Raw genomic sequence first — 15,129 nt, forward strand, 5'->3', positions numbered from 1 at the left:
TTAAATTTTTAGAGGTTTAAATTATTTTAGAATTATTGCACAATTTATGCTAGGTACTATAACATTGTATGGACAAAAAATATTGAAAAACGGACAAAAACATTATGAGAAAGAAATTCTACCTCTTGGTGAGTGGTTAGATGGTCCCTCTATAGTAGCAGTTAGAGGAAGTAACTCTCCAGAAAACAAATCTCGACTTAATGTTAGAGAAGTTAATTGGCATAAGCATTCTAGGGGAAAAGTTTTTTGTGTTGAAACAGGGCTTGTTCATGTTAGTACTCCAAATGGCTCATGGGTTCTTCCTTCAAATAGAGCTGGGTGGGTGCCACCAAATGTTTCACATAAAATACGTATTAGTGGTGTAGTTAGTGGTTGGATTATTTTCATATTGCCAAACATATGTGAAACACTACCAAAAGCTTCTCGTGTGATTCCTATGAGTCAAGTACTACGAGCTCTTGCTTTAAGAGCAACTGAATGGGAGAAGCAAAGTATATTAACCGAGGAACAAGAATATATAGCAACTATTATTTGTAATGAAATTAGAAGAGCTCCAGAAGAAGCCTTACACTTACCAATGCCAAAGTCACAAAGGTTAATAAAAGTTGCAGATGCCATAGTCGATAATCCTTCAATTAATAAAAGTTTAGAAGAATGGGCGTCGTTTGGTGCTATGTCATCGCGTACTTTAAGAAGAGTTTTTTTAGCTGAAACAGGTCTTAGTTTTTCACGTTGGAGGCAACAAGCTCAATTAGCTCATGGCTTGGATATGTTAGCACAAGACATATCTGTTAATGAAGTTTCAGACTCTTTGGGATATGCTTCACCAAGTAATTTTATAGCAATGTTTCGTCGAGCATTTGGTAAAACACCAAAGCAGTATTTTTCTAGTAAAGATCGATAAATAAATCTAAAATAGCTCATATTTAACATAGCTTAAAGTACTTATAGAAAATCATTTTTAAGTTTTTTGATATCAATTTTACCAGTATTATTTTTTGGTAGAGTTTTTACAAAAATACATGCTTTTGGAACTTTATAGCTTGCTAACTTTTCTCTACAATGATTAATTATATCTTTTTCAGCAAGTTTAGAGTATTTTTCTAATGAAACAAAAGCAATTGCTCTTTCTCCAGATGTTTTAGATTCAATTCCTGTTACTGCAATCTCTTTGATATCTTTTAGCTTTAGAATACATATTTCTATTTCTCGTGGATATACATTAAATCCAGATACAATAATCATATTTTTAAGTCTATCAGATATTGTTAGGCGACCTCTTTTATCAATATAGCCAACATCTCCAGTTTTTAGCCAACCATCTTCAGAAAAGTATAGCTTGTTACTCTTCTCATCATTCCAGAAGCCTTGACATTGTTGAGGCCCTTTAAGCCATATTTCTCCCTCTTTAAAACATTCATCTATTTCTTCAGAAGTTTTTATATTTCTAATACTTAACTCAGTACTTGGAATAGGGTAGCCACATGTTCCAAAGTAATCTTCTTCAGATTCATGAAACTTATTCAAAGATATTGCAGGAGACATTTCTGTCATGCCATATCCTTCTTTTAACTCTACTCCAGTTCTATCTAGCCATTGTAAGTATACTTTGCGTGAGATAGGCATTCCACCACTTAAAGAAAAACGGTATTTTGTTTTATTAATTTTGTCAAAGTCAGGATGATCTAACATTGCCATATAAAGAGTGTTTAATCCATGAAAAATAGTAAACTCATTTTTTGACATCGTCTTTATTAGGTCTTTAATATCTCGAGCATTTGGTATTAAGACATTTTTAGCGCCCGCAAAAAAGAAACATAGAAGGTTAGCACTTAATGAAAATATATGGTAGAGAGGCAATGCTGTAATAAGAACTTGCTCGAACACATTCATATCATGTTGTATCCAGGCCCAAACTTGTTGAATGTTTGAAGCAACATTATCATGAGTAAGGATTGCACCTTTAGGCTTACCTGTTGTACCACTTGAATATTGCAAACATAATATATTATCTTTGGTTATATTTGGTTTCTTATATAGTCCTTTATCTGCTTTTATAACCTTTGTAAATTGTATAAATGAATTCTTATTATATTTAGGTTTATCTTTAATTAGATGTTTAGAAACTAATCCTATAACTTGTTTTTTAGGGAATGGATATAAGTCAGCAATATTTGTGACAATTATATTTTCTAAAGAGTTAACGTTTATTCTTGCTTTTTGAATATGGTGAGCAAACATATCCATTACAATAGCAGCTCTTGCGTTACAGTTGTTAAAAATAGCTTCTAACTCATCAGATTTATAAAGTGGATTAACATTAACAAATATTGCACCTATTTTTATACATGCAAATAAGCAGACAGTAAACTGTAAACAATTTGGTAAAACTATTGCAACCCTATCACCTTTTTCAATAGCTAGATCATTTTGAAGAAAGCTAGCTACTTTTGTTGCTAGATCATCTAGTTGTGAAAAAGATAGATTCACATCGTGGCAAGATACAGCATCACGATAAGGATATTGAAGTATAACTTTTTCATACAAATCTAAAAGAGTATATGCATTTGGTTCTATATCTTTAGGTGTGTTTTTAGGATAGTTAGACAACCAAGTCTTTTTAGAAAACTTACTCATGATAAAAAAATAAAATTAATTATTAAGAGTTATTTTAGCAAAAAAATATGTTATTGAAATAAAATTGGATTATATATTCTAAGAAATAGTTCTCAGCACTTAGATATTATTAAATATAATCGATGTGAAATCTCATTAGTTCTTAATTAAATATCTGTTTGATTAATACATTTATTTAGTATGGGCACAAAAGCTGTACATTAATAGCAATATACTCTAATACGACTGATGTTAGGTTTTAATGTTACTACATTTCTTTTGCTAAAGTATTAAAGTGCATAGTTCATGACTAGCGTATTTGGTAAAAACAAAAGTGTTTATAAAGAAATTGATAAAATGTGTGAAAAACAATAAAGTTACTACTTCAAAGAAGTAGGATTAAGTTTTAACTATGTTAATAGTATAGCTGCTATAATCAATTTTATATCGAGTTATGGTTATAAAATGTAATGCATTTAGGGTCAATAGGAAAGTAGTAAGAATAAAATCAGATATGTATACGAAGTATGCAAAGCAGTACGACGAATCTATACAAAATAACATTTATAATGCATATTTTGAACGTCCATCATTGCAAAAATTGATATCTAACATTAGAGATATGGATGTAATTGATCTTGGGTGTGGTTCAGGTATTTATGCTGAATATTTTGTTTCCCATGGTGCAAGATCCGTTACTTGTATAGATCTATCTGAAGAAATGATTGAGATTGTTAATTCAAAGCTAGGAGATAAAGTAGAGGCTTACTCTCAGGATATATCAAATGGTATAATGTCCCCAGAAAAAGCTACTGATTTCAGAAAGATTTTTATTCCTAGATGTTAAACTTAACTAGATAAATTAGGAAATAGATAAATGAGTAAAAAAAGAGTAACGTATACAGCTGATTTTAAAGCTAAAGTAATTATAGAATTGCTAGAAGGCGATATGACAGTTAATGAGATAGCAAGTAAGTATGATTTACTTCCTAAAAACGTGCATAATTAGAAGCAGAAATTTTTATCTAATGCTTGCTTAGCATTTGATAAAAGCTCTGTTGTTAAGGAGTATAAGCAGGAAATAGATGAGCTTAGAAAAGATAAAGATGCAACAAGTAAAGAACTAGGCGAGGTAATAGTAGAGAGGGATTTTTTAATGGGAAAGCTAAAAAGCTTGGTATCATCAAATGATAGAGTAAACTCTGTAGATACTAAGCTAGAATTATCTTTAAATAATCAGCTTAAACTATTATCTGTATCTAAGAGTGTGTACTATTATACACCAATATCAAAATTTAGTAGTAATGATGATATTAGACTATTAAATGCAATAGATTTGATACATACTAAACATCCATATTATGGTACGAGAAGGCTAGTAAAGTTGCTAAATAGATTAGGGTTTCTAGTTGGAAGGAAGCTAATCAAAAGTGCTATGGAATTCATGGGTATTAAGGCATTGTATCCTAAAAAAAAGAGAACTGTCATTAATAAGCAACACAAGAAATATCCATACTTACTTAATGTATTTAAAAATGAGACGAATCAGGTTGTTATAGATAAAGCTAATAAGGTATGGAGTGCTGATATCACGTATATTAGACTAGAATGTGGGTATGCATATTTAGCAGCCATAATAGATTGGCATAGCAAGAAAATACTAGCTTGGAAGATTTCTAATACTATGGATACACATCTAACAACTAGTGTGTTAAAAGAAGCGTTATTTAAATATGGTAAACCTGATATCTTTAACTCTGATCAAGGAACTCAATATACAGCAAAAGAGCATATTAAAATAATATCTGATAATAAAATAAATAAATCTATGGATGCTAAAGGAAGATCTATAGATAATATTGCAATTGAGAGATTTTGGAGAACACTGAAATATGAAAATGTTTATCCGGCATCATATATAACTATGAAAGAGGCTAAAGTAGGTATCAAAGAATATATTGATATTTACAACAATGAAAGACTACATTCTAGTATTGGATATATGACTCCTGATGAAGTATATTCTGGTATTTTAGATGCTGCATAAAAGCAAGGAATAAAAATATTTTATAAAGTGGTATTGAATAACAGGGACAGTTTAGAAAGTTACTCAAAAACGTATGAAATTACTTGGTTTACATGCTAAAGCGGCTCGTAAGCATAAGAAAACTACAGATTCTAACCACAACAAATATGTTTCTGATAATTTATTAGAACAAAACTTCACTGCTTTATCTGTAAATCATAGGTGGGTTACAGATATAACTTATGTACCTACACAAGAGGGGTGGCTGTATCTTTGTTTGATTATAGATTTATTCTCAAGATCAGTTATTGGTTGGGCAATGAATTCTAGGATGAAAGAGGATTTAGTTTGTAATGCTTTAAATATGGCATTATTTAGAAGAAATTTTCCTAGTGGTGTGATTATACACTCTGATAAAGGGTCACAGTACTTGTAGCAAACAATATCAAGACATTATTAAAGAACACTGGCTACTATCAAGTATGAGCTCTAAAGGATGCTGTTACGATAATGCTGCTTGTGAAAGTTTCTTTGGAACTTTAAAAGTAGAGTTAGTACATGATGAAAGCTATAAAACTAGAGAAGAAGCTAAACTATCAATATTTGAATATATTGAAGCTTACTATAATACAAAAAGGAGACATTCTACAATAAATTATATGACTCCATATCAATTTGAATATATAATGGAAAATGAAGTAGTAAACTGTCCCAAATTGACGGGGTAGATCAGAACCTTAATGTTTTCTATTTTAATACATTTTGATAGTACATTTATTTCATTTAATAGTAATTTTGAGGCTGCCACATGTTTAGGAAATCTAAAACACAAGTTATCATTAATAATCCACGTAATATTATCCCATCCTTCGCCAAGTAAATTAATAGTATTAATTTTAATATTTGGTAAGTTTGTATTAATAATTTCAGTAGCATGACTAGATGATTTTATACTTTTATTTTGCCATGGTTTTACATTGTTCATTTATACTTTGCCCCTACAGATAGAAGATTGTTTCTGAAGATTACTGAGTTAAAGAAAACAAATATAAGCTTAACATGTTAGTTGGTTTAAATGGTTAGAAAAGCCGTAGCAACTCCACTTTTTGTGACAATCAAACTATACTACCCCAATAAATTAAACAATATTTTCAATTATTTAGTTCCCATCTAAGCCGCCCGTTTTTCCAATAAGTTATCGTAATAAAATTCCATAGGTTTTTTATAATTGATAGACTCATGAAATCTTCTATTATTATAAAAATCTATATAATCATCCACATCGTTTCTTAGTTCAACAATGCCAGGATATTGATTTAAATAAAATCTCTCACATTTAGCACTTCTCCAAAATCTTTCGATGCAAATGTTATCAGTTGCTCTACCTTTACCATCCATAGATATAGTAATTTTTTTATCTAATAATGTTTGGATATGAATGTTAGATGTGTACTGGCTACCTTGATCAGTGTTAAATATTTCTGGTACTCCATATTTATACAGAGCTTCATTTAAAACTTTCATAACTAAACTACTATCCATAGTGTTGGATATCTCCCAACTTAGTACAGCCTTAGAGTACCAATCAATAATATCTGCCATATAAACTGTGCCAGCATCAGTCTTAATATATGTAATATCTGTAGACCAAACTTGATTAGGTCTCAATATGCTTAAACCTTTTAGTTTGTAACTATAAATAGCATGCTCTTTGTTAGGTTCAGATAAGTTTAAGTTTGGTTTTTTCACCGCTAATATAGCTTTGATGCCTAACTCTTTACGATACTTTTGTACTGTGTTCTCACAGATGCTAAACTCATCTTCTATTAATTGCTTATGAGCTTTTATATAGCCGTAGCAGGGAATCTCCTCATGTATCTGTATAAGCTTTGCTTTTACTTCTTCTTTATGTTCGTTAACCACAGGCTTGTAATATAAATCAGCTCTAGAAACTTCTAATAAGCAACTTTGTTTTACAACAGATAATTTATGCTTAGGATCAATCATCGCTTTTCTATCAGATAATCCCAAGCTTACGAGCTTTCCCTCAAGAAATTCCTTCTCAATTGTTAGTTGTCCAACCTTCTTAGAATACTGATCTATCTTGGTTTGAAGCTTTGCATTGTCTTTTTTATATTGTGATACTGATTTGGATGGATCCATTACCAACTCAGCATTTTCTAAAAAGGCTGTTTTCCAATTATTTATGTTTTTGGGCGTAATATTATATTTTACTGATAACTGTGTGATTGTTTGATCTTTCCCCAATACTTCCAAGACAACTTTAGTCTTAAATTCAACGGTATATATTTTTCTCTTATTACTCATTTACATTTATCCTAAATTGCTCATTTATAGTTTAGCTACTTTAGGAACTAAATTCTCAAAATTGTTGTTAAAATTTCATGGGGTATTATAAACAGCTTTAAAAAGGTTGTTTGATAAAGTTAATTATAGACATTATATTTATAGGTGCTGTTTCAGCTTTAAGTATTCTTTTACCTAAATTTATCATAGAAAAATCATTTTCTTTAAAATAGTTTATTTCATTTTCACTAAAACCACCTTCAGGTCCAATAAAGATATTAAGCTCACAAGAACTTTTTATCTGAGACTCAAGATTTTTGATAGTTTCAGAATATGGGCAGAGTGCAAAGTTTAAAGCTTTCATATTTATACTTATATCTTGTAAAACTTCAAGAGCATATATTTTAGGAATAAATACTCGACCGCATTGCTCTGTTGCGGAGATAGCTATCTTGTTCCATCTTTCTATTTTTTTATCAAATCCTTTTTTATCAAACTTATGATTTGTGTGTTCTGTAATGATAGGGTATATATTGTTTACTCCTAGTTCGGTAGCTTTTTGAATTACAAGTTCAAAATTTTCGTTTTTAATCAATGATTGATACAAATTTATATTATATGGATTTTCATTTTTTATTTCTTTTGATGAAACAACTTCAAGGTCGATATTTTTATTATTTATGTTTAATATTTTTGTTTTATATTGAATACCATCTAAGTTGTTAAATAACTCAACTATATCGTTTTTCTTAAGTCTAAGAACATTTTTAAAGTAGTTATAATATTCTCCAGATATTGAAAGTTTTTTCGTGTTATCTAAAATTTCAACAAAAAAACCTCTAATAGTTCTCATATAATTAAAATTTGTTAAAATATTTGTTCTTTATTATAAATTTAAAAATACTTAAAAAGTAGGAAAATTATGAAAATATTTAATAAAAGTCTTATGACAAACTTAATAGCTTTGCTTTTAGCATTACTAGGATATTATCTAACAGATAGGCACATAGAAAATATTGGATTTTATGCTCTATCTGGGGCATTAACTAATTGGGTTGCTATATATATGTTATTTGAGAAAATTCCATTCCTATATGGTTCAGGAATTATTCCAAATAAGTTTGAGAGTTTTAAAAAAGCTATAAAGAAAATGATTATGGAGCAGTTTTTTTCTCCAGAAAATTTAGATAAATTCTTAGCAAATGATGAAATTAAGAAATATCTTAATAACACAATAATATCAAAGATTAATTATGACAAGATTTTTGATAGTTTTGTGGAGATGTTAATAGCTAGTAAGTATGGTTCAATGATAGAAATGTTCCTGGGAGGTAAAGATGCTTTGGGTAGCCTAAGAGAGCCTTTTATAAAAAAGCTAGATGCAAAAATTATAGAATTTGTTGATGGCATAAAAATAGATAGTGATACTATTTCAAAAAAAGCTAGTGAAAAGATAGAAAAACTTATAGATATGCGCCTAGATGAGTTAACTTCTCAAATGATAAAAGAAATTGTTCAAAGAATTATTCGTGAACATTTAGGCTGGCTTGTTGTTTGGGGTGGAATACTTGGCGGATTAATAGGCCTAGTAGCAAGTTTTATTGTTTAGTAACCATGTATAGAGTAGGTGAATTAGACTTTAATCTTTTGTTATTATCTGTTTTTTGTTCTTTAAGATTTTTGATCAACCAAGGTTTTAATTTAGTAAAAATATGTATTAAAGCTGTATTTGTTAATTCTGCATACCTATAAGCATTTACGTCATTACTTGCAATTCTATGATTGTATTTTATCGTTTTGATAGCAGCTTTACCTGTTTTCTCATTCTTTAGATAAAAGGTTATATAAAAGAAAAACTGATTATGATCCAAATCCAATACAGGGCCATATGGTGTAGTACCTGATAGTGTAAAATCTTGACGAATATTAATATTTTGGAATGCTAGATTACTAACAATATTATTATCTAAAATATATTCAAAAGTAGCTACTGTTAGCATTTTAGATACTGGAATAGCCCATGAACTATTTTTGAAATCATGGAGTTGATTATTTTCAACATAAAACATCTGAGTTAATTTTGACACTTGGGTTTGCATGTTGTATACAAGTAGAGTTGTATTAACAGCTGCATTTTTTACATTAGGAAGAGATTTTTTTTCAAGTTGTTTACTGTAAATTATGTATTCTTTTTGATTAGGAACTTTTACAGGGTCGCCAACTAAGGAAAAAGCAAATATTTTTAAAGGTAAAATTACTATTAAGCTAGTCAGTAAATATTTTTTAATATTTTTTTTAATTATCATGTTCAACTCCTCTAACAATAATTGAAGGATCATACTGAAGTAGTCGCATAACATCATTTAAGCGAGCAATGGTTTCTTGGCTTTCAGTCATTGTATCATTAAAATTCATAAGAGTTTTATTGAAATAAATAGATGAGTTACTAAGGTTATAAAGAAGTATATTTATACTATCTGTAAACTCATTGAATTTATTTAAATTATCTGGAGATAACATTCTGTTAAGTTTAGCTGAAATTTGTTCTAGAGAATCTGCTATCGCACCAACTTTTTTCATAATATTAGTAAATTGTGAAGGTTTGGACTTAATAATATTTATTTTATCTTTCTGTTTATCTATTAGATCTAGGCCTACATCATTTTTGTTAATGTCTAACGAGAGTTCTACTACTGATTGACCAGTGATGCCTACAGTTTGTAAAGTTGCAACTGTTTGTTTATACATTGGGATACTACTATCTATCTTCATATATACACTAACTAGTTTAGGGTTTTTTTTATTAATAGAAATATCACTAACTTTACCAACATCGAATCCTTTATATGAAACTGATGAACTAACATTTAAGCCAGAAATGCTAGAAAAATTAGTCATATAAGTGGTTGTAGATTGGTTTCTAAATCCTCCTGATAGGAAGAAACCTATAAAGACCATCACAAATACCATGAAAATTACAAATAATCCAGCGATAAGGTTCTTTATACTATTTTCATTCATTATAAGCTCCTAATATTTACCTTCATTATGTGGATCAAAAAAGTTCCTTATACTCTCATATTGAGTTTGCTGAGAGACAAATTTAACAGTATCATGTAACATTATTCTTTTCTCATCCATATATATTATATCATCAACAATACGCCAAATAGTATTTAGATCATGAGTGATCATAACTACAGATATATTAAGTTCTTCTTTTAAATATAAAATAAGTTCATCTATTGCCCTTATTGAGGATGGATCTAATCCTGCATGTGGTTCATCCAGGAAAACAACTTTAGGATCTAAAGAAATTGTCCTTGCTAAAGCAACCCTCTTTAACATCCCACCACTTATCTCTGAAGGGTACTTATTAAAAGCTTCCTCTTTAAGACCAACCATTTTTAGCTTTATGATAGCTATGTCTGTAAGTATATCTGTAGGAAGTTTTGTGTGTTGTTTCAAGGGAAATATTACATTCTGTAAATTGGTTAGAGATGAAAAAAGGGCACAATGCTGAAACATCATACTCATATTGCTAGAAATTTGTTTACGTTTAATTGGATTATTAATTAGTTTTGATATCTCCTGGCCTAGTAAGAAAATTTTACCAGAGTAGATAGGTTGTAGCATAAGGATTTCTCTAATTAGAGTAGTTTTACCACATCCACTAGCACCAATAATACAACTTATTCTATCTGGAGGAATATCAAGATTTAAATCTTTATGAACCCACTCTTTGCCAAATTTTGTACATAGGTTTCTTACTTGAATAATACTTTCATTCATTATAATACTCCCTTATCCAACTCCATTTAATGCCACTGCAAAAATTGCATCAACAAGAATTATTAAAAAAATTGAGTGAACAACACTTGTAGTTGTAGCTTTACCAACACTTTGAGAATCTCTTTTTACAGAAATACCTTGATGGCAGCCTATTCCTGCAATTACTAATGCAAAGAAAGGCGTCTTAAGTAGTCCTATGTAAAAATGATTAACACTAACATGAGTAAATAGTCGTTCAATAAACTGTAGAGGAGATATTCCTGCAACTAGATCCATAATAATCATACCACCAGCTATATTAGCAACCATTGCTATAGTTGTAAGTACAGGTAGACTTATAACCAGTGCTGTGATTCTTGGCAAAACTAAACGTTGCATTGGATCTTCCCCAATTGTTTGAAGTGCATCTATTTCTTCATTAACTTTCATAATTCCTATTTCAGATGTAAAAGAAGAACCACTTCTACCGGCAATAATGATGGCTGTAAATAGAGGAGCAAATTCTCTAAAAGATGAGACTCCTAACATATCAACAACAAATATCTGTGTTCCATATTGTTGCATTAAACCAAGTGGTAAATAAGTTAGTACTAGTCCTACAATTAATGATAAAAGTATGACTATACTTAGTGCTTTAATTGTTGAATCGTAGGTAATATCTAATACGATAGAAAAAAAAGATTTATATGGTTTACGAATAAGAGTTAGATAACCAAAAAATACTACCCCAAGAAATCCTATGCTAGCTTTAATTTCTAATAAAAGGTTGTTTGTATTTTTTCCTAGGGTATAGATGCTATTGAAGACTACGTTATTAGGTTTAGCAAGTTCTTCATCTTTTTGAGAAGGGAAATTTTTAATAACAATATTAATTAAGTTTTTATTTTTTTCGTTATTAATTATTATTTGTTCTTTGCTTAAGTTTAGAGTATTGGCTAACCTGATTACAAAGTAAGCACCCGCGGTATCTAAACTTTCAATTTTTGAGATATCTAAATGTTTTATATTATTTTTTATTTTATCTATTTTTTTATCAATTATCTTTGGCTTAACTTGCTTAAGGGTTAGCAAGCCTTCAAAATAAATAGTATCTTTATCTACTTTCAAATCCATTTGCTATATAACAATAGTTTAAGCCTCAATGTCTTAAATATACTAAAAAAGCTAACCAATACCAATAGTTATACTAGGATTATTAACAATATTTAATAGAATTATATTGTATTAAGCTATTTAGTTTAATAATACTAATAAGTCTTCGTTTATATTCTTGTGAGCCTATTTCTGAGTAATTTTCAAGAGTATCAAAGAGTGCGGAGGTTGGTAACTGCTGGCTGTTTACTTTTTGCCTTATAATCCTGAAATCTTTAAATTTTGAGCCTGTATTGAGTCTATGGTAGTAGCCAAGAACACTGTCACTTGCGCTATTAAAGACTTCTAAATACACGTTTGCATCAAAGGCTTTTACTCCACAATTTTCAGAGTAACAGTGTAATCCGAAGTAATTGTTGTAGCCTTTAGCAAATCTTGATGTTCCCCAGCCACTTTCTAATATTGCTTGAGCAAGAACAAAGCTTGTTGGAATAGTATATACCTTTGGTTTTAGGAGTTTAAATTTAACTGATATATTAGAGTCATTTTTTATCTTATAATATTTTAAATATTCACTTAATACATGTAGTTCTTTTTTGTTGAGAGTTTGTTTTCTTATAATTTTTTTTCTAAGGTTTTTGATTTGTTTTTTTTCTAAGCATATTTCTCTATTAGCCATTTCTACTGCTGATAGCATATAGTTTATAAAAGTAGTTTTTCTTTCTGCAAAGTTTTTAATATTGGAAAAATCTGGTTTTTAAAGGTTTTGATGTTGATTAGATGCTATAAAGAAATTTTTTGTAGGATATTTCATTTTTTGTTCAAAAGATTAAACTATTGCAAGTAGTATTAAACATAAAGAAACACTAAAGTATTTTAAAAAGTGGTGTTTATTCATCATATTCATAGTCTTCTGCTTCAAAATATCCGATGGTTTCTCTAAGTTGGGTTTTCAGACTGAGCATATCATCAGGTAGTTTACTTTTAAATTTGACAATTTTTTCTGTAGTAGGGTGAATAAACGATAATTTATAAGCATGTAGAGCTTGTCTTTGTATATTTTCGATACCAATTTTTTTTAATTTAACAGATGATTTGTTATATGTTTGGTCACCAACTAAAGGATGTTTAATGCTTTTCATGTGGACTCTTATTTGGTGAGTCCTTCCTGTTTCAAGTTTACATTCAACTAGAGTGAATCCATCGTAAACTTCAATGGGTATATAATTTGTAATAGCTTCTTTACCTTTGTAGTTAATGGCTATTTTTGTACGATTATTTGGATCTCGACCTATTGGCTCATTAATTGTCCCATCATAGTATATTTCTCCTTCAACTATAGCCAGATATCTCCGAGATACTTGCCTATTTGATAACTGCTGCACTAAGCTATGGTATGCAATACTACTTTTAGCAGCTACCATTAGTCCAGATGTATCTTTATCTAAACGATGAACTATACCAGCGCGAGGTAACTTGTCTTGATTATCATAATGATACAATAAAGCATTTGATATGGTTCCAGACATATTACCAGCGCCTGGGTGTACGACCATATTTATAGGTTTATTTATTACTACAATATCATCATCTTCATAAACTATATCTAGTTCAATATTTTCAGGATACCATTCATTAGTTGGTAAAAGTTCAATATTAATATCAACTTGTTCATCACCAAGTACAATATACTTAGGCTTAGTAATTTGTCCATTGACTATTATAGAACCTTCTTTTATCCATTTTTGTATTTGAGAACGGGAAAATTGATTAAGTAAATCATTAACAGCTATATCTATTCGTTTACCAGCATCTTCGGTTTGTAGAATAATATTTTGATGAAATTTATTAGATAGTGTATCATTTGGCATGTTATGTATTTTGTATGTTTTTATAAAAAAATAATAATTTTATTAAAGATTATATAAGAAAATTCTAAGGATAGTTAATTTAATGACTAGATTTTTATATTTAATAACAGTTATTCTGGTTATTTTGACATTAAGCTCATGCGGACCTAAAAAAGATCCTGAATTGCCCCAAGTTTATACAGGCTATACTGCAAGTTTTATTTATGCTAAAGCTCATCAGCAGATGCAGGATGAAAAATATTTTGATGCTATTCGATCGTACAAGTCTCTTGTTGCACAGTATCCTTTTACACCATTAGCTGAAAAAGGTATGGTTGACTTAGTTTATGTATACTATATGGATGGCGAATCAACAATGGCTTTAGCATTAGGCAAGCAGTTCATCAAAATGTATCCGTATAGTAAGTATAAAGGTTATGTTTACTATATGATAGGAGTGGTAGGATTTGAGGATGGTAGAGGTCTGTTACAAACTTATGCACCATATGACATGAATTATCACGATCCCACTGGCTATGAAGATGCATATACTAATTTTCAAAAAGCTATATTACTAGATCCTACTGGTGGTTTTGTTCCAGATGCAAAGCGTAGAATGGTTTTTACTAATAATATTATTGCGCAGCATTATGATGATATTGCTCATTTTTATTATAAAAGAGGTGCGTATAATGCAGCGATCGATAGAGCTGCTGAGGTAATAAGAAACTATCCTCAAAGCACAGTAGTTCAAGATGCATTTGTATTGACGATAAGATCTTATAATAAGCTCGGGTTATATGATCAGGCTAAAGAAAATATTAAAGTTCTTAAGAAGAATTACCCTAAAAATAAATTCTTAAAGAATCTAAGACCTGACGGTACAGAAGAACCTAGCTGGTACGATCGTTGGTTTGGATGGTTGTAGTTTACAAATTTATGAGTTTTTAGTCATAATTTTTTGTAGATTTATTTTTACGTATTTATTAGCTTTCTCAGATTCTATATCGTTAGTTGTTAATCCATTAATACCAAATTTTTTATTGATATCACTTATCATAGTAGAATAATATTTTTGACTGATCATACCCTCCTATTTGGGACACTTAGGTGTTAAGAAAAGGAGACAAGATGAGATATACAAAAGAGTTTAAAGATGAAGCTGTTAAATTATGTTTACAACCAGATGCAAATAGACGAGAAATAGCAGATAACTTAGGGGTTAAATATAAAACCATTTGCAGTTGGATATCCAAAGCCATGTCAAACCCTCAGAAAGAAATAAAGATAGATTATAAAACGCAGTACCAGCAACTATCTTTTGAAAATACTGATTTGAAGAAAAAACTCAAACAGGCAGAAACAGAGCGTGAAATACTAAAAAAGGCAGCAGCGTACTTTGCAAAGCAAAATCTGTAAGGTACGCCTTTATTAAGGAGCATTATA

At 29.8% G+C, this 15,129-nt stretch carries 17 protein-coding genes and 2 pseudogenes; 9 read left to right on the top strand and 10 right to left on the bottom strand.

The annotated features are described in order from the left end of the window. Nucleotides 1-82: 82 nt before the first annotated feature. Nucleotides 83-904, top strand: coding sequence for an AraC family transcriptional regulator (locus tag CDV26_RS03230; protein WP_420809890.1), 822 nt, complete (start codon nucleotides 83-85; stop codon nucleotides 902-904). Nucleotides 905-945: 41 nt separating this feature from the next. Here CDV26_RS03230 and CDV26_RS03235 read toward each other — a convergent pair whose 3' ends face one another. Then, complete coding sequence (locus CDV26_RS03235; protein WP_088772075.1) at nucleotides 946-2,637, bottom strand: long-chain-fatty-acid--CoA ligase; 1,692 nt, start codon at nucleotides 2,635-2,637, stop codon at nucleotides 946-948. A 493-nt stretch (nucleotides 2,638-3,130) separates the two neighbouring features. Here CDV26_RS03235 and CDV26_RS03240 point away from each other — a divergent pair, with 493 nt between their 5' ends. The 5 genes and pseudogenes from CDV26_RS03240 to CDV26_RS13930 all read left to right on the top strand — a co-directional run. Further along, nucleotides 3,131-3,463 carry a methyltransferase domain-containing protein gene (locus tag CDV26_RS03240; RefSeq protein WP_157671416.1) on the top strand — a complete coding sequence of 111 codons (333 nt, stop codon included), beginning with the start codon at nucleotides 3,131-3,133 and terminating at the stop codon, nucleotides 3,461-3,463. A gap of 30 nt (nucleotides 3,464-3,493) precedes the next feature. Further along, nucleotides 3,494-3,625 carry a transposase gene (locus CDV26_RS12400; RefSeq protein ID WP_169709706.1) on the top strand — a complete coding sequence of 44 codons (132 nt, stop codon included), beginning with the start codon at nucleotides 3,494-3,496 and terminating at the stop codon, nucleotides 3,623-3,625. A 126-nt stretch (nucleotides 3,626-3,751) separates the two neighbouring features. Continuing rightward, nucleotides 3,752-4,663 carry an IS3 family transposase gene (locus CDV26_RS03245; protein WP_245806544.1) on the top strand — a complete coding sequence of 304 codons (912 nt, stop codon included), beginning with the start codon at nucleotides 3,752-3,754 and terminating at the stop codon, nucleotides 4,661-4,663. Between the two features lie 73 nt (nucleotides 4,664-4,736). Beyond that, complete coding sequence (locus CDV26_RS13925) at nucleotides 4,737-5,078, top strand: DDE-type integrase/transposase/recombinase (protein WP_088772078.1); 342 nt, start codon at nucleotides 4,737-4,739, stop codon at nucleotides 5,076-5,078. A 40-nt stretch (nucleotides 5,079-5,118) separates the two neighbouring features. Next, nucleotides 5,119-5,370 (top strand): annotated as a pseudogene (locus CDV26_RS13930) (IS3 family transposase); the annotation flags it as partial. Between the two features lie 442 nt (nucleotides 5,371-5,812). Here CDV26_RS13930 and CDV26_RS03260 read toward each other — a convergent pair. Beyond that, nucleotides 5,813-6,970, bottom strand: a complete 1,158-nt coding sequence (locus CDV26_RS03260; RefSeq protein WP_088772079.1) for an IS3 family transposase — start codon at nucleotides 6,968-6,970, stop codon at nucleotides 5,813-5,815. 97 nt (nucleotides 6,971-7,067) lie between these two features. Beyond that, nucleotides 7,068-7,802, bottom strand: a complete 735-nt coding sequence (locus CDV26_RS03265) for a 16S rRNA (uracil(1498)-N(3))-methyltransferase (protein WP_088772080.1) — start codon at nucleotides 7,800-7,802, stop codon at nucleotides 7,068-7,070. 69 nt (nucleotides 7,803-7,871) lie between these two features. On the opposite strand from CDV26_RS03265, the gene CDV26_RS03270 reads away from it, so the two are divergent. Continuing rightward, nucleotides 7,872-8,558, top strand: a complete 687-nt coding sequence (locus CDV26_RS03270; protein ID WP_088772081.1) for a DUF445 family protein — start codon at nucleotides 7,872-7,874, stop codon at nucleotides 8,556-8,558. Here CDV26_RS03270 and CDV26_RS03275 read toward each other — a convergent pair. The 6 genes and pseudogenes from CDV26_RS03275 to CDV26_RS03300 form a co-directional block, all read right to left on the bottom strand. Further along, the gene (locus CDV26_RS03275; protein WP_088773435.1) at nucleotides 8,548-9,237 is read right to left on the bottom strand and encodes a hypothetical protein; all 690 of its coding nucleotides are present in this window, start codon (nucleotides 9,235-9,237) and stop codon (nucleotides 8,548-8,550) included. The two genes, CDV26_RS03270 and CDV26_RS03275, sit on opposite strands and share 11 nt — an antisense overlap. A gap of 7 nt (nucleotides 9,238-9,244) precedes the next feature. After that, nucleotides 9,245-9,970, bottom strand: a complete 726-nt coding sequence (locus tag CDV26_RS03280) for an MlaD family protein (protein WP_088772082.1) — start codon at nucleotides 9,968-9,970, stop codon at nucleotides 9,245-9,247. Nucleotides 9,971-9,979: 9 nt separating this feature from the next. Beyond that, nucleotides 9,980-10,741, bottom strand: a complete 762-nt coding sequence (locus CDV26_RS03285) for an ABC transporter ATP-binding protein (RefSeq protein WP_088772083.1) — start codon at nucleotides 10,739-10,741, stop codon at nucleotides 9,980-9,982. A 12-nt stretch (nucleotides 10,742-10,753) separates the two neighbouring features. Then, the gene (locus CDV26_RS03290) at nucleotides 10,754-11,854 is read right to left on the bottom strand and encodes an MlaE family ABC transporter permease (protein ID WP_088772084.1); all 1,101 of its coding nucleotides are present in this window, start codon (nucleotides 11,852-11,854) and stop codon (nucleotides 10,754-10,756) included. An 82-nt stretch (nucleotides 11,855-11,936) separates the two neighbouring features. Then, nucleotides 11,937-12,734: pseudogene (locus CDV26_RS03295) on the bottom strand (glucosaminidase domain-containing protein). Then, nucleotides 12,724-13,704 carry an RluA family pseudouridine synthase gene (locus CDV26_RS03300; RefSeq protein ID WP_088772085.1) on the bottom strand — a complete coding sequence of 327 codons (981 nt, stop codon included), beginning with the start codon at nucleotides 13,702-13,704 and terminating at the stop codon, nucleotides 12,724-12,726. The pseudogene CDV26_RS03295 and the gene CDV26_RS03300 overlap by 11 nt, the downstream one beginning before the upstream one ends. Before the next feature lie 82 nt (nucleotides 13,705-13,786). Between CDV26_RS03300 and CDV26_RS03305 the strand changes: the two genes are divergently transcribed. Continuing rightward, nucleotides 13,787-14,611: an outer membrane protein assembly factor BamD gene (locus CDV26_RS03305; RefSeq protein WP_088772086.1), complete on the top strand. Its 825-nt coding sequence runs from the start codon at nucleotides 13,787-13,789 to the stop codon at nucleotides 14,609-14,611. 9 nt (nucleotides 14,612-14,620) lie between these two features. Here CDV26_RS03305 and CDV26_RS11935 read toward each other — a convergent pair whose 3' ends face one another. Then, nucleotides 14,621-14,770 (bottom strand): hypothetical protein, encoded by a 150-nt coding sequence (locus CDV26_RS11935; protein WP_157671418.1) that lies wholly within the window; start codon nucleotides 14,768-14,770, stop codon nucleotides 14,621-14,623. A gap of 23 nt (nucleotides 14,771-14,793) precedes the next feature. On the opposite strand from CDV26_RS11935, the gene CDV26_RS03310 reads away from it, so the two are divergent. Then, nucleotides 14,794-15,102 (top strand): transposase, encoded by a 309-nt coding sequence (locus CDV26_RS03310; RefSeq protein ID WP_157671285.1) that lies wholly within the window; start codon nucleotides 14,794-14,796, stop codon nucleotides 15,100-15,102. Nucleotides 15,103-15,129: the final 27 nt, after the last annotated feature.

It is taken from the genome of Francisella halioticida (assembly GCF_002211785.1).
Classification (GTDB): Bacteria; Pseudomonadota; Gammaproteobacteria; order Francisellales; family Francisellaceae; genus Francisella; species Francisella halioticida.